Source organism: Saliphagus sp. GCM10025334 (assembly GCF_042663485.1).
Taxonomy (GTDB): domain Archaea; phylum Halobacteriota; class Halobacteria; order Halobacteriales; family Natrialbaceae; genus Natronosalvus.
Map to the genome: position 1 here is coordinate 786,202 of NZ_JBHTAF010000001.1, position 14,321 is coordinate 800,522.

The window sequence follows — 14,321 nt, forward strand, 5'->3', positions numbered from 1 at the left end:
TCAGGACGTTTTCATTTCTGCGTCCGGTTCCGTCGCTTCGGTCGCCAGTTCGTCGTCCGCTTCGAATCCGTCGTCCATCTCGAGCGCGTCACGGATCGAACCGGCGGAGGGATCGGCGTAGGCACAGCGGTCGCAGTAGCAGTTCGAGCCCGCGTTCGTGGTGACGATCGGAACGCCGGCGACGACCAGTTCCTGTCGGTAGGTTCGTTCGACGCCGTCGACGACCGGCTCGAGACAGCCCGTGCAGCGTTTTTCGGGGGCGTGGACGCTCCGCTCCTCGATCGACCTCGTCCGGCCGTTCGTCGTGATCGGTTTTCGACGCTCGAGACGGCTCCTGGCTGGCGGCGAAACGACGATTCCAGTACCGAGAGCGAGCGCGCCGACCAGGAACCCGCCGAGACTCGCGCTCGAGGCGACGACCCAGAGCCCGAGTGTGAGGAGGGCGAGTGACACGAACGTCGAGAGCCACCTCGAGCGTCGTGTCGGTTCGTTTCCCGCTCGAGCGGACGGACTCGCTCGCTCGCGAGCGGGCGAATCCACCGACGGTGAATCGTCGGCGTGAAGGACTGTCCGCTCTGTTCGGTCGAAGTAACAGATCGCTGCGTAAATCGCGTTCGCGAGTCCCATCGTCCACCAGACCGTGATCGCCGCGATCAGCAGGTGGGTTCGCGTGGAGCCGAGGCTCCGTCGCACGAGGGTCGCGCTGTCGTCCGTTCGGTCCTCGACTCGCCAGCCGTCTTCAACGTGTCGTCGGACGCGGCGGCGGAGTCGTGCTCGCTGGTCGGGGGTCGCAGTTGACCGCGGGCCGGACGACCCCCGCGAGCGAACGGCCCACTGCAGCAGTTCGGTCACGGCTCCGCTCGAAGTCGCTCGATCCCGGCTGGAACCGCCGACGTCGCCGTCGACGGCCGTCCCGCACTGGCCACAGAAGTTCGCTCGCCGGGAGAGGCAACTCCCGCAGGATTCACAGAACCGACTCGAGGCTCGAGTCTCGTCCATCACCGATGAGTACGGGCCGCGCGACGTAATTATTGTGGAACTTATAGGTTATTCTGAGGCTCGCCTCGACGTGACGATCACTCGTCGAGAACGACCGGAACTGCACGTCTCGCCACGTCGAGCACGAACGCGTCGGCGTCGGTCTCGACCGCCTCGAACGTGTCGTAGTGGATCGGGAGGACGAGATCGGGACGGATCGTCTCGGCGAGGTCGGCGACGTCGTGGCGATCCATCGTGTAACTGCCGCCGATCGGCGGGAGCAAGAGGTCGACGTCGAGTCGCTCGTGAACGGGGAGGACGTCGCTGTCGCCGGTCCAGAACGCACAGATGCCGTCGATCGTCACGCCGAAGCCACAGCCCTCGCCCTCGGGGTGGTAGGGCGTGCCGTCGTCGCGAGTGTAGGGACCGTCCGGCTCGTTGTACGCGGGCGTCGTGAAGAGGTCGAGCGGGCCGAGGACGAACGACTCGTCCTCCCGGACGCGTTCGACCTCGTAGGGGAGGGCCTCGGGTTGTTCGTCGACGCGGTCTATTTCGTCGGCGTCGACGGCCTCGTGAACCACGACGATGGCGTCCTCGTGTGCGACACGCCGGATGCCATCGGGGTCGTAGTGATGGTCGTGGCTCACGAGAACCAGGTCGCCATCTTTCGGTTCGACGTCGTCGAGGACGCCGTATCGGCCGGGATCGAGGTAGACGACGGTGCCGGTCTCGCCCTCGAGGCGGACGGTCGCGTAACCGTGCCAGTCGATGCGAAGCGAGTCGAACGTGACGGTCATAGCGGCCTTTCGGCCAGCGAGTCGAAAAGGGTTGTCGCTGCGGTCGATACTGACGCCCCGGTCCCGACGACTCGCTACGACCGGGGCAGCACCTGGTTCTCGAGGTCCTCGTACGACCCCGACTCGAGCACGCGTTCGACGTTCTCGGCGACGATGTCGGCCAGACGGTCGTAGTACTTCGGCGTGTGCCCCGAGTTGTGCGGGGTGATCTGGACGTTCTCGAGCGTCCACAGCGGGTGATCCTCGGGCAGGGGTTCGGGATCCGTGACGTCGAGGGAAGCCCCGCGGATGCCGTTGCGCCGGAGCGCCGAGACGAGTGCGTCGGTGTCGACGACGGGGCCGCGGGCGACGTTGATCACCACCGCGTTCGGCGGGAGGGTGTCGAACGCCGCCTCGTCGACCAGTCCCCGGGTCTCGTCGGTGAGCGGACACGCCAGTACGAGGTAGTCGGTCCGGGAGAGGGCGTCGTGGAAGTCGTCCGCGTCGAAGCCGTAGATTTCGTCCGCCGGCCCGCCCTTTTCAGGCGTGTAGCGAACGCCCTGGACGTCGACGCCGAACGGCTCGAGTCGAGCACAGACGGATCGACCGATCGCACCGAGGCCGACGACCGTCACCGTCGAGCCCTGCAGCTCGTGAGCCTGGTAGTGGCGCCACTCGCGGCGACGCTGGCGACGGGCCGCGACGTGGAACCGGCGAGTGAACCAGAGGATCGCCCCCAGGACGTGTTCGCCGATGTTGGGCCCGTGGACGCCCGACGCGTTCGTCACCGTGACGTCCATCTCCTCGAGAGTTTCGAGGGGCAGGTGACCGGTACCCGCGTAGGCGCAAGCGAACAACTCCAGGTTCTCGGCGTGCTCGAGGAGAGACTCGTCGATCGTCATCCCGGTGACGATCTCGGCGTTCCGGATGGCCTCCCGTTCTTCAGCTGGCGTGCTGGCGACGGTGATCTCGACGTCCGGGTTCGAAACGCGTTCTCGCAGTGCGTTCGCGTACTCTCCGATGGGGGTTCCGTGCGTTCCCTTGCGGAGGACCAGTATCGAGAGGTCCTCGCCGCTCCGACCGCTGTCCGTCTCGGTCATATCGCTACCCTCACGTCGATTCCTCTTGAACCTGTGGTCGACTCAGGCTGCCTCGATCACTCCCCCCTGAACGTCGGCGACTCCTTCTCGAGGAACCCGCGCAACCCCGCCGCGTAATCGGCCGTCGACGCCAGATCGGTAATTCGTTCCTGTTCTTCCTCGAGGTGAGCCTCGAGCCCGTTCGTCGAGGCGGCCGCAAACAGCCGTTTGATCTCCGCGTAAGCCTTCGTCGGGCCGCTCGCGAGTTCCGAGGCGACGGCCTCGAGGCGGTCGTCGAACCGCTCGGACGCGACGGCTTCGGTCGCCAGTCCCAGTTCGACGGCCTCCCCGGCGTCGATCGGTTCGTCCAGGAAAGCGATCTGCTGGGCCGTCCGGCGGCCGACGAGTCGCGGCAGCAGCCACGTTGCCCCGCCGTCGCCCGAGAGGCCGATCTTCGGGTAGGCGTACTCGAACCGGGCGTCTTCGGCGGTGAGGACGACGTCACCCGCGAGGGCGAGTCCGAGTCCGCCGCCGGCGACGACCCCGTTGATCCCCGTCACGACCGGTTTCGGCGCCGAGACGAGCGTCGAGACGGTCTCATGGAGGGGCGTCGCGATGGCCTCGAGGCGCTCGGCGTCCGTCTCGTCGCCCTCGAACGTCGAGAGGTCCGCACCCGTGTTGAATACGGCGCCAGTACCAGTGAGCACGAGACACCGGACCGCGTCGTCTTCCGCGGCCTGTGTCACCGTCTCGGCGAGCGTTCTGGCCACCGTCTCGTCCATCGCGTTGTGACGCTCCGGTCTGTCGACGGTGATCGTCGCGATTCCGTCGTCGCGCTCGAGGCGAATCGCGTCCGTGTCGGTGTCCACGTCGGTATCGTTCCCGGTCATACCCTTCTCGAGGCTCGAGACCGAGAAAAAAGTGCGTGATCGTCGCGTCGTCTTCCTCGAGGCTCATACCCGAGCGTACACGGGAAACGCGGTAAATTCAGGGAGTGGCTCGAGGTGAAGACCGAGGATCGGCGGTCTCGCTCTTCGAGGCTGGGTAGCGATGTCCGCGCGTTCGTTCGGGCAGTGTATTTACGGACGGCTGAGAGTGAGATTTGAACCACGGTCGGACGTGCTCGCTCGCGTCGCTTGCTGTGCGCGACCTCTCTGATTCCAATCCCAGCGTTCACGCTCCGCTCCTCACGTCCGTTCGACGCAGAAGCGGTGAGGATGGGATTTGAACCCATGAGGCTTGCGCCACCTGCTTTCAAGGCAGGCGCGTTGGGCCGCTCTGCCACCTCACCTCGAGTTGCACGTCGTCCTTTTCGACCGACTCAAAAAGCGTTGTCGGTGTCGGTGTCGGTGTCACCCTCGAGAGCCGAAAGCGTCCGCTCCGGCGCAACTCGACCTGCCAGCCGACGAGCTCGTGCCTCGGCTGCCGTCCCGACGAGCCCTCGACGATCCGTCACCGTCGGCACTCGCGGCGCGAACCCGACCCCCAGGCCAGCGTCGTTCGCTCGAGCCGTCAGCGTCGACACCGCCGGCTCCGCGAAGGCGTCCGTGAAGTCGATCGGTTCCGTGAACGCCGCCAGGTACACGTCCCCGCCCTGGGAGGGGCCGAGGACGACCTCGTTCCGGCGTAGCGACATCGCCACGCCGTCGATTTCCGTCCGTCCGACGAGGGGTGCCGTCGGCTCGAGCACCCCGACGCTCTGGACCTCCTCGCGCTCGAGGAGGTGGGCCACTGTGTTGCCGACGCGGGCCGCTCGCGTCGAGCCGACCTGGCGCTCGAATCGGACGGCTTCGGCGCCGTCAGTGACTTCGGCGTCCCCGTCGAGGCTCTCGATATCCCCGAGAGCCTCGAGCACCATCGCCCGAACGGCCGCCTCGGGGTCCTCGACGGCCACGTCGTCGGGCAGGGTCTCCTCGTCGCGGTAGTTGATCAGCAGGTCGCCACCGCTCGAGGCGACGGCGTTCACGACGTCGGCGACCATCGCCCGATAGTACGCCGGCCAGTCCGCGGCCGCGAACGAGTCGTACTCGAGCAACGAGTCGGGCGCCAGCGCTTCGTGCGGCGGGTCGACGGGAACGACGACGATCATACCCGAAACGGGGGCCGCCGCGGCCTTGAAGCCGTCGAAGCCTCAACCTATATACGGCTCTCGAGCGTCGTGTCGGCCATGCATCGCGTCGTCTCCGGTCTCGGAGTTCCGCTCGTGACCGCCGGCCTGGTCGCGGCCGCGCTCTGGACCGTCGTGGACACCTACGTGGTCGAGTCGTACACCGAGTACCTGCTCCCGACGGCAGGCGCCCTCGTCGTCGCCTTCGCGTTCGTCTTCGCACTGTTCGTCCTGGGCGCGCGGTCGGACCGCTGGCTCAGCAGCCCGTACTGGTGACAGAACTGAGGTCCGGGTACACGCCCGAGCACTACCGGACCCGAGTCGCGCAAAAATCGAATGTCGAGACACTCACACCGGCGCCGGCTCGAGATCCTCTGGCGAGGAGACGATGCCGAGTTGTCGGAGGGCGTCCAGGCTGTCCGACTCCTCCCAGCGCTCGACGATCATCCCGTCCCCGAGTCGCATGAAGACCATGTTCGAACCCTCGAGCCGCTCGCCCGTGGGGTCGAATCCAGCGAACCGCCCCTCGTGCGTGCCCGCGAACGTGAATCGAACCGCGACGGTATCGCCTTCGGCGACCATGTCCTCGATCGTCACCGTCGCGCCGTCGAACGCCTCGTGGGCGGCCTCAACGTGGCGGACGAACCCCTCGAACCCCCTGGACTCCTCGGGCGTGAGCGTCTCGTCCGAGACCGGGTCGTGGTTGACGACGTTCTCGGCAATTAGCTCCTCGAGCAGGTCGGTTCGGCCCTCGTTGAAAGCTTCTTCGTAGTACCGGCGAACGATCTCCTTGTTCTCTGTTGTAGTGCTCATAGCTAGCTCACCACACGATATAGGACTCGAGTACGTATAACGTGCGTCTCAGAGTTTTCTACGGGTCACGCCATCGACCGGTCAGGACGCCGTCGAGACGATCTTGATCACGTCGCCTTCCTCGAGTTCGTAGCTGTCGCTGATTTCCCTCGAACTACGGGCGTCGACCGCGTGGAGGTAGCCGTCACCGATGTCGGAGTGAACGGAGTACGCCAGGTCGACCGGCGTCGACCCCTGTGGCAGGAGGAACGCGTCGGGGAGCACGTTCCCGCTCCCATCGGACCACTTCGCGGCGTCCTGAACCGGGTAGGCGGTGAGGTGGTCGAGCAACTCGTAGACCGCGTAGTCTAACGCGGCCTGGACGCCCGTGCCGTCCCAGCGAGCCATCGTCTCCTGAAGCCCCTCGAGGGCCTCGCGCTGGGCGTCGCTGACGTCGCCGGTGATCTCGAAGTCCTCGTCACCCGGGTCGTAATCGATCAGCCCGCCCTCAGCCGCGTTCCGGAGCGCGCGCTCGCCCTCCGCCGACGTCGGAATGACGGGTTTGTCGAGGTCGAGTAGCCGGTCGACGTTCTCCTCGGGTGCGATGTCGATCTTGTTCGCCGCGACGACGATCGGCTTGGTCCGCTGGCGGATCTCGGTCGCGAGCGCTTCACGGTCGTCGTCGGTCCACTGGATCGGGTCGGCGGGGTACTCGAGTTCGCGCAGAATTCGGGCGATGTCGGTGGGAGAGGCGCCGAAGCCCGACATCATGTCCCCCAGTACCTCGTCGAGGTCGAAGTCGGGCGAGCGGGACTTGCGCTCGACGCTCTCCCAGTTGCGCTCGACGATGCCGGCGAGCCACATATCCATCTCCGTCTCGACGAAGTCGATGTCCTCGAACGGGTCGTGGCTCCCGACGTCGACGGGTTCGCCCTTCTCGTTGGTCCCGCCGGAGGCGTCGATCACGTTGACGATCACGTCGGCGTTGGTCAGTTCGTCGAGGAACTGGTTGCCCAGCCCCTTCCCCTCGTGGGCACCCGGCACGAGTCCCGCGACGTCGAGCAGCTCGATGGGAACGTAGCGCTTGCCGTCGTGGCAGTCGTCGCTGGTGCACCGTTCGTCGCGCTCGAGACAGGGGCACTCGGTGCGGACGTAGCTGACCCCGCGATTGGCGTCGATCGTGGTGAACGGGTAGTTCGCGACGTCGACGTCGGCCATCGTCGCCGCGGTGTAGAACGTGGACTTGCCGGCGTTGGGCTTCCCGGCAAGTGCGATCGAGAGCATACTGTCCGTTGCCGGGATCGGGAAAACTGTCTTTCGGTTCTCCGAGTTCGCTCGAGGCGTCCAGACGAGAGCGGCGCTACAGCTCGAGGGCCATCATCACTTCGTCGACGTACTCGCCCTCGAGTTTGTAGTGATCCTCGCGAATCGCTTCGACCTCCCAGCCGTGTCTCTCGAGGAACGCGATGGCATCCTCGTTGCTCGAGGGGACGCTGTTGTACACTTTCTCGTAGGCATTGGCGCCGGCCCACTCGAGCCCGCGCGAGAGGAGATGTGAGCCGATCCCGTTCCCGCGATACTCCTCGATGACGCCGACCGTGAGTTCGGCCGTGTGGCTCAGTTTCTCGAGTTCGGGCGCGTGGAGGTGGACCCAGCCGACGACCTCGTCGCCGACGGTCGCGACGAAGAACATCCGGGACTCGATTTCGTTGTGCCGGAGCAGGGCGTTCTGGTGGTCGACCTCGTCGGCGACGCTCTCGGCGACGATGTAGGTTCGCTCTTCGGCGACCTGTCGAATCGCGCCGACGATTCCCGCGAGGTCGTCCTGGCGAGCGGGACGAATGTGGAACTCGAGGTCGTCGCTCTGATACTCCTCTTCGGCACCCGCGTCGATCGCTACCTGCAGGCGACCGTTGCGGTCCTCGAGCCGGCCGTCGCGTTTGAGGATGGCGACGTGGTGGCGGAAACCGCCGGGATCGATCCGAAGGCGCTCCTGAGCGTCGTCGGGGTCGACCGCCCCGTGGCGCTCGACGTACTCGTAGATTCGCTTGCGGTCCTCGTGCCCGAATTCGATCTCTTCAGCGAACGTCATGGCATGCTATAACGCACCAGTATACTTAACCGTTGTTCACGGTCGGTCGCATCGTCGAGTGGTGCCTACTTCAAGTCGCAAACTATCCACCCCGAACGGTTTCTCCCCCGACTCGAATCCTCGAGTGCGCGAGTCGATCGGACCGACGGATTGATAACCCGTTCGTGAGAGACCGATACGAGCGCAAACGACGAATGAACGGAATCGATCTACTGGTTGCTGGAATCGCCCTCCCGATAACGGTACTGCTCGGCCTTGTCGCCCACGAGTGGGCCCACGCCCTGGTGCTTCGACTCGCCGGCATCGACTACGACGTCGTGTACTTCCCCGACCGACGCGACGGCGTCCTCGCCGCCCTGGCGAGCTGTCCCTGGGCGGCCGTACACCCCCGGCCGACCGGGGACGAACCCCCCTGGCAGCTTCGGACCGCGGCAATGATCCCGTTCGTGCTCGCGGTGCCCGCGCTGGTCCTCGCAACCGCGTTCCCGAGTTCGCATCCGGCCGTCGCCGCCGTCCTCGTCGGCTGGCTGGCGTGTTCGATCCCCTCCCCGCAGGACTTCTCCGTGGCCTTCTACGCCCACCGCGTGCTCGAGGAGACGGCTGAGTCGGCGACGGTCGTCACGCGATTCCCGTAACGGACGGGGAGCGAACCGCTTCTTTGGCAGTTGTCCGTTCCTGACGATCCCAGACCCAATAGTGGAGCGTGGGTCGGCCTCCTGACTCCGCTATAGTGGTTTCACGGTCGATTCGAACGGTGGCCCCCTTACCGCTCCGGAACCCGCGTCAACAACTGCGCCGTGTCGAAGATGTTTCGCGTCTCGAGCAACACTTCTGCGGCTTCGCGAACGGTAAACTCGGCCTCGAGTTCGACGCCGTGACAGCGGGCGTATAGCTCGAGCCAGCCGTTCATCGACGTCCGCAGGGCAGTCAACTCCGGTTCCGAAAACGGGACCATTCGACCACCCGTTCGCGCCTCGACGTAGAGCCAGATCGCCTGTCCGGCCCCGTCCCGAAGGTACTGCCGTCCGTCTGCGACCGTGGCAGCCGCCGGATCGAACGCCTCGCGATCGCGTTCGGCCCGGCGCTCGAGGGCGGCGATCCGGGGACCGTACCGACTCATTCGGCTATCCCTGCCGGAACTCGACACCCTTCCCGCCGCGGGGGTGTTCCCACTCGGTGTCGGCGACGACGGCACAGGTGCCACACTCGACGCAGGGCTGGGTGTCGAGGCTGACGACCGTCTCCTCGCCCCCGTTGGTCTTGACGGTTTCCGAGCGGTAACAGCCGCCACCGAAGTCCTCGGCGCTGACCGGGCAGGCGTAGACCGCGGCGCCGCTGGCCTCGACAGAGTTGTCGCGCAGTCGGATGTGCGGATTGCCGACGTCCGTGTCGTAGGTCAGGTCGCCGATGCGCTCTTCCAGCGTCGGCGGTTCGACCTCGTTGTCCCAGTGGATCGTCCGCCCCTGCTTTTCCCCGATGATCGACGGCAGGGTGGTGTAGCCCGTCTCCGTGTCCGGCAGCATCCCGACGAGGGTCGGGGAGTTGTAGGCCTTCTCGAGCAGCCGATTCGAGAGCCGATTCCCGACGGCGGCAGAGCCGACCGGCGAGTCGAGGACGCCTTCGATCGCTCGCGTCACGAGACCGTGCTCGCCGACGGGGCTCGTCATCTCGTAGCGCCGCGGACGGAGCTTGCCCATCGTACCCGACTGCTCGAGCATCGTCGTGTACCGTCGCCCGGCCGACTCGGCGTCGGCGTTTCCGCGGGTGACCGCGTGGGCGTCGGCCGCGAGCGCACCCGCGGTGACGGCGTGGTTCATCCCCTTGATGATCGGCCCCTGGGCCTGCATCTGGCCGCCCGCGTCGCCGACGAGCACGAGCCGGTCGCTGTAGGGCTCGCGGTTGGCAACCTTCTTCGAGTCGGGGACGAGTTTCGCGCCGTACTCGAGTTCGACGTACTCCTCGTCGAGCCACTGGGCGAGCAGCGGGTGCGTGAGCAGGGCGTCGAGCAATTCGTGCGGCTCGGCCTGCTCGGCCACGAGGCTGTCCAGGTGGAAGACGGTCCCGATCGAGAGGGTGTCCTCGTTGGTGTAGAGGAAGCCGCCGCCGCGGACGTCGTCGAAGAGGTCGCCCGAGAAGAGGTGGGCGACTCCCTCGCCCTCCTCGATGTCGAAGCGGTCGTTGATGACTTCGGGATCCATCTCGACGACCGCCTTGACGCCCTGGAACCACTCGTCGGGCTCCTCCCAGTCCATCAGGCCAGCGTCGCGTGCCAGTTCGGAGTTGACCCCGTCGGCGGCGACGATGAAGTCAGCCGTGATGGGATCGAGTTCGTCGCAGGTGACGCCCACGATCTCGCCGTTTTCCCGCAGGAGGCCGTTGACGCGTACGTCGGTCAACAACCCGCCCCCGGTTTCGCTCGTCAGTTCGTGGACCCGGTCCTCGAGCCAGCCGTCCATCCGACGCCGGAGGACGGCGTCACACCACTCGGTGTCGTGCTCGTGGAGGTCGGTCAGGTCGTAGGACTTGACCTTCCGGCCGGCGATGTTGTGGATCTCGTAGTCGGTGATCGGCCGTTCGGCTGCTTCCTCCCGGAAGTTCGGGAAGAAGTCGTCGATCGTGTACGGCGCGGACTCCTCGGCGTAGATGAGACCGCCGGAGACGTTCTTCGAGCCGGCCTCGACTCCCCGCTCCAGGACGAGCGTCTCGATGCCGTGCTGAGCCAGTCGCGCCGCCGCGGCCGCCCCGCCGGGGCCACAGCCGACGACGACGGCTTCGTAGTGTTCGTAGTCGCTCTCTGTCATTTGCTTTCACCTCCGTCGGCAGCGGCCTCCATGGGCAACTCCCCGGACTTCACCGCCTCGGTGAGCCGCGGCAGCACGTCGAAGAGGTCGCCCTCGATGAAGTAGTCGCTGAAGTCCCTGATCGTCGCCTCCGGATCGGTGTTGATGGCGACGATGGTGTCCGACTCGTCCATGCCGACTTTGTGCTGGACCGCACCGGAGACGCCGGCGGCGATGTACAGCGGCGGTGCGACGACCTGCCCCGTCTCGCCGATCTGGCGCTCTTCCTTCGAGTACTGCTCGACGTGGCCCTCGAACTGGTAGGACGAGGTGACGATGCCCCGGGTGATTCCCAGGGCGGCGTCCTCGAAGGCGTCGGCCAACTCGAGGCCGAGTTCCATCCCGAGAGTTGGGTCGTCGCTGATACCGCGTCCGAGACAGACGACGACCTCGTAACCCGTGAGGTCGACGCCGCCCTCGAGGGTGTCGTGTTCGGTAATCTCGACGCTGAACCACTCGTCCTCGAGCTCCATCTCGTGTTCGACGACGAGCCCCTCGCGGTCGTAATCGGGCTCGGGGACGTCGAACGTACCCGGAATCACGGACGCCCCTTGCGGGTGGAAGTCCCGGTCGGGGTTGTCCAGACAGAGGATCGTCGAGTACTCGAAGCCCGAGAAATCCGGGCGCTTCATGTGGAGGACGCGGTCGAACGTCTTCTTGACGCCGGGTTCGCCGGTCTTGACCGGGTTCGAAATCTCCTCGGGTTCGATGAAGAGGTCCGAACAGTCAGAAGCCAGCCCCGAGTCGAGTTCGCCCTGGACGAGCGCCGAGAGGTCACGCCCGTTGTTCGTCGCCGGGTAGAGGGCGTAGCGCGGTTCGTCGTAGTCGCGCCAGTCGGTGCTCTCCTCGCTCCCCTGCCCGCGGGCCATGTGCGCCGTGATCCGGGTGAACGGCGTGTGCAGGAAACGCTCGAGACGGTCGTCCTCGTGGTAGACGGCGACGTCGGCCCCGTAGGCGATGGCCTCCTCGGCCAGGTCCCGGCAGTCGTCGCCCATGAGGAAGGCGACGACGTTCTCTTCCTCGTACTCCTCGGCGTAGTCGTCCATCAGCTCGCGGGCCTTCCCGAGCATCTCCTTCGAGACGTCGAGCAGTTCGCCCTGCTGGGTTTCACAGAACACCCACATGTCGCGGTAGGTGCCTCCCTGGAGCGCGCGGACGTGCTTTTTGTCTCGAGTGGGGTGGGAGAGTCCGTCGTCTTCTTCCTCCTCGTCTTCGTCTGCCGCTTCGTCCTCGGCATCCGCTTCTTCCACTGCCTCAGTCGTCTCGTCGGACTTCGACTCGGTCTCTACTTCCTCTCCTTCGGCGTCCTCGCCGACGTCTTCCCGCGTCTCCTCGTACTCGCCTTCCGTCTCATCGTCGGTTTCAGTCCCGGCGTCCTCGCCGAGTACCTCGAGCCGTCGCTCGATCACCTCGCGGGCCGTCTTCCGGTTCTGCCCGGTCTGTTCGGCCTCGAGAACCGACTGGACCGTCTCGAGGTCGTCGACCGCGTCCAGTTCGTCGCGCAATTCGCCTACCGTGTACTCGTCCGGATCCAGTGTCATGATCAGTCACCCGTCGCAAACGGCTGCAGTTCTTCGAGGACCTGTCCCATCCCGTCGTCGTCGCTCGGATCGACCATCGTGGCCTCCCGCTCGGAGGGAGCCTTCGGAATCGGGTCGACCGAGGAGACGATGGTGGGCGAGCCGTCCAGCCCGATGTAGTCCGGATCGAGGTTGAGATCCTGATGGTTCCAGGTCGTCAGTTCCTCCTCGTGGTCGGCCACCCGCTCCTGGGTCTCGGCGCGGAGTCGCTTGTGCTCGAGGCGATGAGCCGCCTTCCGGTAAGTCGGCTCGAACTCCGGATCGGCGATGACGACACACGGCAAGGGCGCCTCGACCGTCTCGATCTCGTCGACGTCGCCCTCGACGAGGCGTTTCACTCGCAGCGTCCGCTCGTCGGGGTCGATGTCCAGCGCCAGGACGTGCGTGACGATCGGCCAGTCGAGACACCAGGTGGTCTGCGGGCCGGTGTGACCCGTCTCCCCATCGGCCGTCTTGAAGCCCGCGAACACCAGATCGACGTCCGCGATCTCCTCCTGGTACTTCTCGATTCCCGCCGAGAGCGTGATCGCGGTCGCCCACGTGTCCGACGCTGCGAGTTCCCGGTCCGAGAGCAGGATACTGTCGTCGGCGTAGACCGACCCCATCGCCTCCTCGAGGACGCTCGCGTAACTCGGCGGCCCCATACTCATCCCGGTGACGTGGCCGCCGTGACGGACCTTCGTCTGCAGGGCGGCCTGGAGTGCGAAATAGTCGTTCGGGTTCATCACCGTCGGCGTCTTCCCCCGCTCGAGGTGGCCGTCCTCGTCGAACGAGACGGCCCCCTCAGAGAAGTCCGGGACGCCTTTCGTCAGCACTACCGATCGCATACTCGCCTCCACTGACGTGGTATGGTTGTTCGTATCATGCCTAGTACGTTCCATCACAACAGGTGTTATTAAGAATGGTGGTGAAATCCGCTGACGTAGCGGTTTTTTTCGACCCACGAACCGATTTTTCCGACGGACGCGGCGGTAGCACGTGCTCGAGGCGTCACACTATGGTCGTCAGAACGATATTTCCGAGCCACCGACGTCGCTCGAGCGCGCTACTCGAGATCGCGCTCCGTCGTCCGCATCGTGATTTCGCCGCTGGCCCGAATCGAGCCGTCGACCTCTGCATCGGGGCCGAGCTCGAGGTCCGAACAGGACACGTCGCCCAGCACACGAACGTCGGGACCGAGCGCGACGGCGCCGTCGCGCGTCGTCACGTCGCCGTGGATACGGGTTCCTTCGCCGACCGCGATGTCGCCTCGAGCCCGCAGGCTGCCGAAGACGTTGCCTTTGGTCCCGACCGAAATCGACTCCGCGCGGACGTTCCCGTGGAGGCGGCAGTCGTCGCCGATTCGGGCTGGCGTCGAGACCCGCCAGGCATCGTCGCTGACGGTCGCGTTCCGCGGGATGACGAGTGGTTCCGTCTCGGGTTCGGCGTCGTCGTCGACAACCTCGGAGATGAGTTGCTGAGCGGCGTCCTCCTCGCCGATCAGGAGGAGGTGTTTGAGGTACATGAACAGGAAGATGATCGTCGGCATCGGGTTGCGGATGACGATCCAGCCGTTGGCCTCGAAGCCCTCTTCGATGTCGACGTCGTCGCCGATGTCGAGGTCGCCCGCGACCTTGAGTTCGCCGCCGACGTGAACGCGCTCGCCGAGGTAGGCGTCCTCGCCGACGAGAACGTTGTCGGCTACTTCACACCACATGTCGAGCCGACAGTCCCCCTCGGCCTCGATCGATCCGCCGAACTTGGCGCCTTCGCCGGCGAGAACGTTTCGCCCGCGAACGCCGAACTCGACCGTCGACCGACCGCCGACCAGCACGTCGCCGCCGGTTACGAGGTCGTGCTCCTCGGCTTCCGTCCCCGTCGGCACGACGAGTTCGTCGAGCGGATCGCTACTGAACGCCACACTCTGAGCCAATGTGACCCCCGGGTAATAAACCCCGCGCGAACGTCTGACGGGCGGCAGACAGGGCCTCTAGTGCTTTCCCAAGCCTGAACTGATGGATGAAACCGATGACGGTCATCCGGTTTCACTCGTCAGTCGACGCTTGGAGAGTACTAGCGCCAAACGTTGACGACGTCG

Annotated in this window: 15 protein-coding genes and 1 tRNA gene; 2 read left to right on the forward strand and 14 right to left on the reverse strand. The window is 65.8% G+C overall.

Translation table 11 applies throughout. The features are described from left to right. The 6 genes from ACFQO4_RS03605 to ACFQO4_RS03630 all read right to left on the reverse strand — a co-directional run bounded on the left by ACFQO4_RS03605 (window position 1) and on the right by ACFQO4_RS03630 (window position 4,922). Entirely contained in the window at window positions 1-999 is a 999-nt protein-coding gene (locus ACFQO4_RS03605) for a DUF8108 domain-containing protein (protein ID WP_500259614.1), read from the reverse strand. 77 nt (window positions 1,000-1,076) lie between these two features. Continuing rightward, entirely contained in the window at window positions 1,077-1,775 is a 699-nt protein-coding gene (locus tag ACFQO4_RS03610; RefSeq protein ID WP_500259615.1) for an MBL fold metallo-hydrolase, read from the reverse strand. Window positions 1,776-1,849: 74 nt separating this feature from the next. After that, complete coding sequence (locus ACFQO4_RS03615; RefSeq protein ID WP_500259616.1) at window positions 1,850-2,854, reverse strand: D-2-hydroxyacid dehydrogenase; 1,005 nt, start codon at window positions 2,852-2,854, stop codon at window positions 1,850-1,852. Window positions 2,855-2,910: 56 nt separating this feature from the next. Further along, on the reverse strand, window positions 2,911-3,723 hold the full coding sequence (locus tag ACFQO4_RS03620) for an enoyl-CoA hydratase/isomerase family protein (RefSeq protein WP_500259617.1): 813 nt from the start codon (window positions 3,721-3,723) through the stop codon (window positions 2,911-2,913). 319 nt (window positions 3,724-4,042) lie between these two features. Further along, window positions 4,043-4,124, reverse strand: a tRNA-Ser gene (locus tag ACFQO4_RS03625). A 30-nt stretch (window positions 4,125-4,154) separates the two neighbouring features. After that, on the reverse strand, window positions 4,155-4,922 hold the full coding sequence (locus tag ACFQO4_RS03630; RefSeq protein WP_500259618.1) for a hypothetical protein: 768 nt from the start codon (window positions 4,920-4,922) through the stop codon (window positions 4,155-4,157). 78 nt (window positions 4,923-5,000) lie between these two features. On the opposite strand from ACFQO4_RS03630, the gene ACFQO4_RS03635 reads away from it, so the two are divergent. Further along, window positions 5,001-5,216 carry a hypothetical protein gene (locus ACFQO4_RS03635; protein WP_500259619.1) on the forward strand — a complete coding sequence of 72 codons (216 nt, stop codon included), beginning with the start codon at window positions 5,001-5,003 and terminating at the stop codon, window positions 5,214-5,216. 72 nt (window positions 5,217-5,288) lie between these two features. Here the strand turns inward: ACFQO4_RS03635 and ACFQO4_RS03640 are convergent, their stop codons facing one another. The 3 genes from ACFQO4_RS03640 to ACFQO4_RS03650 form a co-directional block, all read right to left on the reverse strand. Beyond that, window positions 5,289-5,753 carry an ester cyclase gene (locus tag ACFQO4_RS03640; RefSeq protein ID WP_500259620.1) on the reverse strand — a complete coding sequence of 155 codons (465 nt, stop codon included), beginning with the start codon at window positions 5,751-5,753 and terminating at the stop codon, window positions 5,289-5,291. An 81-nt stretch (window positions 5,754-5,834) separates the two neighbouring features. Beyond that, window positions 5,835-7,016: a redox-regulated ATPase YchF gene (locus ACFQO4_RS03645; RefSeq protein WP_500259621.1), complete on the reverse strand. Its 1,182-nt coding sequence runs from the start codon at window positions 7,014-7,016 to the stop codon at window positions 5,835-5,837. A 76-nt stretch (window positions 7,017-7,092) separates the two neighbouring features. After that, complete coding sequence (locus ACFQO4_RS03650; protein WP_500259622.1) at window positions 7,093-7,824, reverse strand: GNAT family N-acetyltransferase; 732 nt, start codon at window positions 7,822-7,824, stop codon at window positions 7,093-7,095. Window positions 7,825-8,018: 194 nt separating this feature from the next. Here ACFQO4_RS03650 and ACFQO4_RS03655 point away from each other — a divergent pair, with 194 nt between their 5' ends. Next, a complete protein-coding gene (locus ACFQO4_RS03655) occupies window positions 8,019-8,459 on the forward strand; it encodes a hypothetical protein (RefSeq protein ID WP_500259623.1) in 441 nt (146 codons plus the stop codon). A gap of 128 nt (window positions 8,460-8,587) precedes the next feature. On the opposite strand, the gene ACFQO4_RS03660 is transcribed toward ACFQO4_RS03655, so the two are convergent. The 5 genes from ACFQO4_RS03660 to ACFQO4_RS03680 all read right to left on the reverse strand — a co-directional run bounded on the left by ACFQO4_RS03660 (window position 8,588) and on the right by ACFQO4_RS03680 (window position 14,144). Next, window positions 8,588-8,944 carry a DUF8055 family protein gene (locus ACFQO4_RS03660; protein WP_500259624.1) on the reverse strand — a complete coding sequence of 119 codons (357 nt, stop codon included), beginning with the start codon at window positions 8,942-8,944 and terminating at the stop codon, window positions 8,588-8,590. A gap of 4 nt (window positions 8,945-8,948) precedes the next feature. Further along, on the reverse strand, window positions 8,949-10,625 hold the full coding sequence (locus tag ACFQO4_RS03665; RefSeq protein WP_500259625.1) for an NAD(P)-binding protein: 1,677 nt from the start codon (window positions 10,623-10,625) through the stop codon (window positions 8,949-8,951). After that, window positions 10,622-12,205 carry an electron transfer flavoprotein subunit alpha/FixB family protein gene (locus tag ACFQO4_RS03670; RefSeq protein ID WP_500259626.1) on the reverse strand — a complete coding sequence of 528 codons (1,584 nt, stop codon included), beginning with the start codon at window positions 12,203-12,205 and terminating at the stop codon, window positions 10,622-10,624. The genes ACFQO4_RS03665 and ACFQO4_RS03670 overlap by 4 nt, the downstream gene beginning before the upstream one ends. Window positions 12,206-12,207: 2 nt before the next feature. Further along, window positions 12,208-13,071: an electron transfer flavoprotein subunit beta/FixA family protein gene (locus ACFQO4_RS03675; RefSeq protein WP_500259627.1), complete on the reverse strand. Its 864-nt coding sequence runs from the start codon at window positions 13,069-13,071 to the stop codon at window positions 12,208-12,210. A gap of 218 nt (window positions 13,072-13,289) precedes the next feature. Next, a complete protein-coding gene (locus ACFQO4_RS03680; RefSeq protein ID WP_500259628.1) occupies window positions 13,290-14,144 on the reverse strand; it encodes a polymer-forming cytoskeletal protein in 855 nt (284 codons plus the stop codon). Window positions 14,145-14,321: the final 177 nt, after the last annotated feature.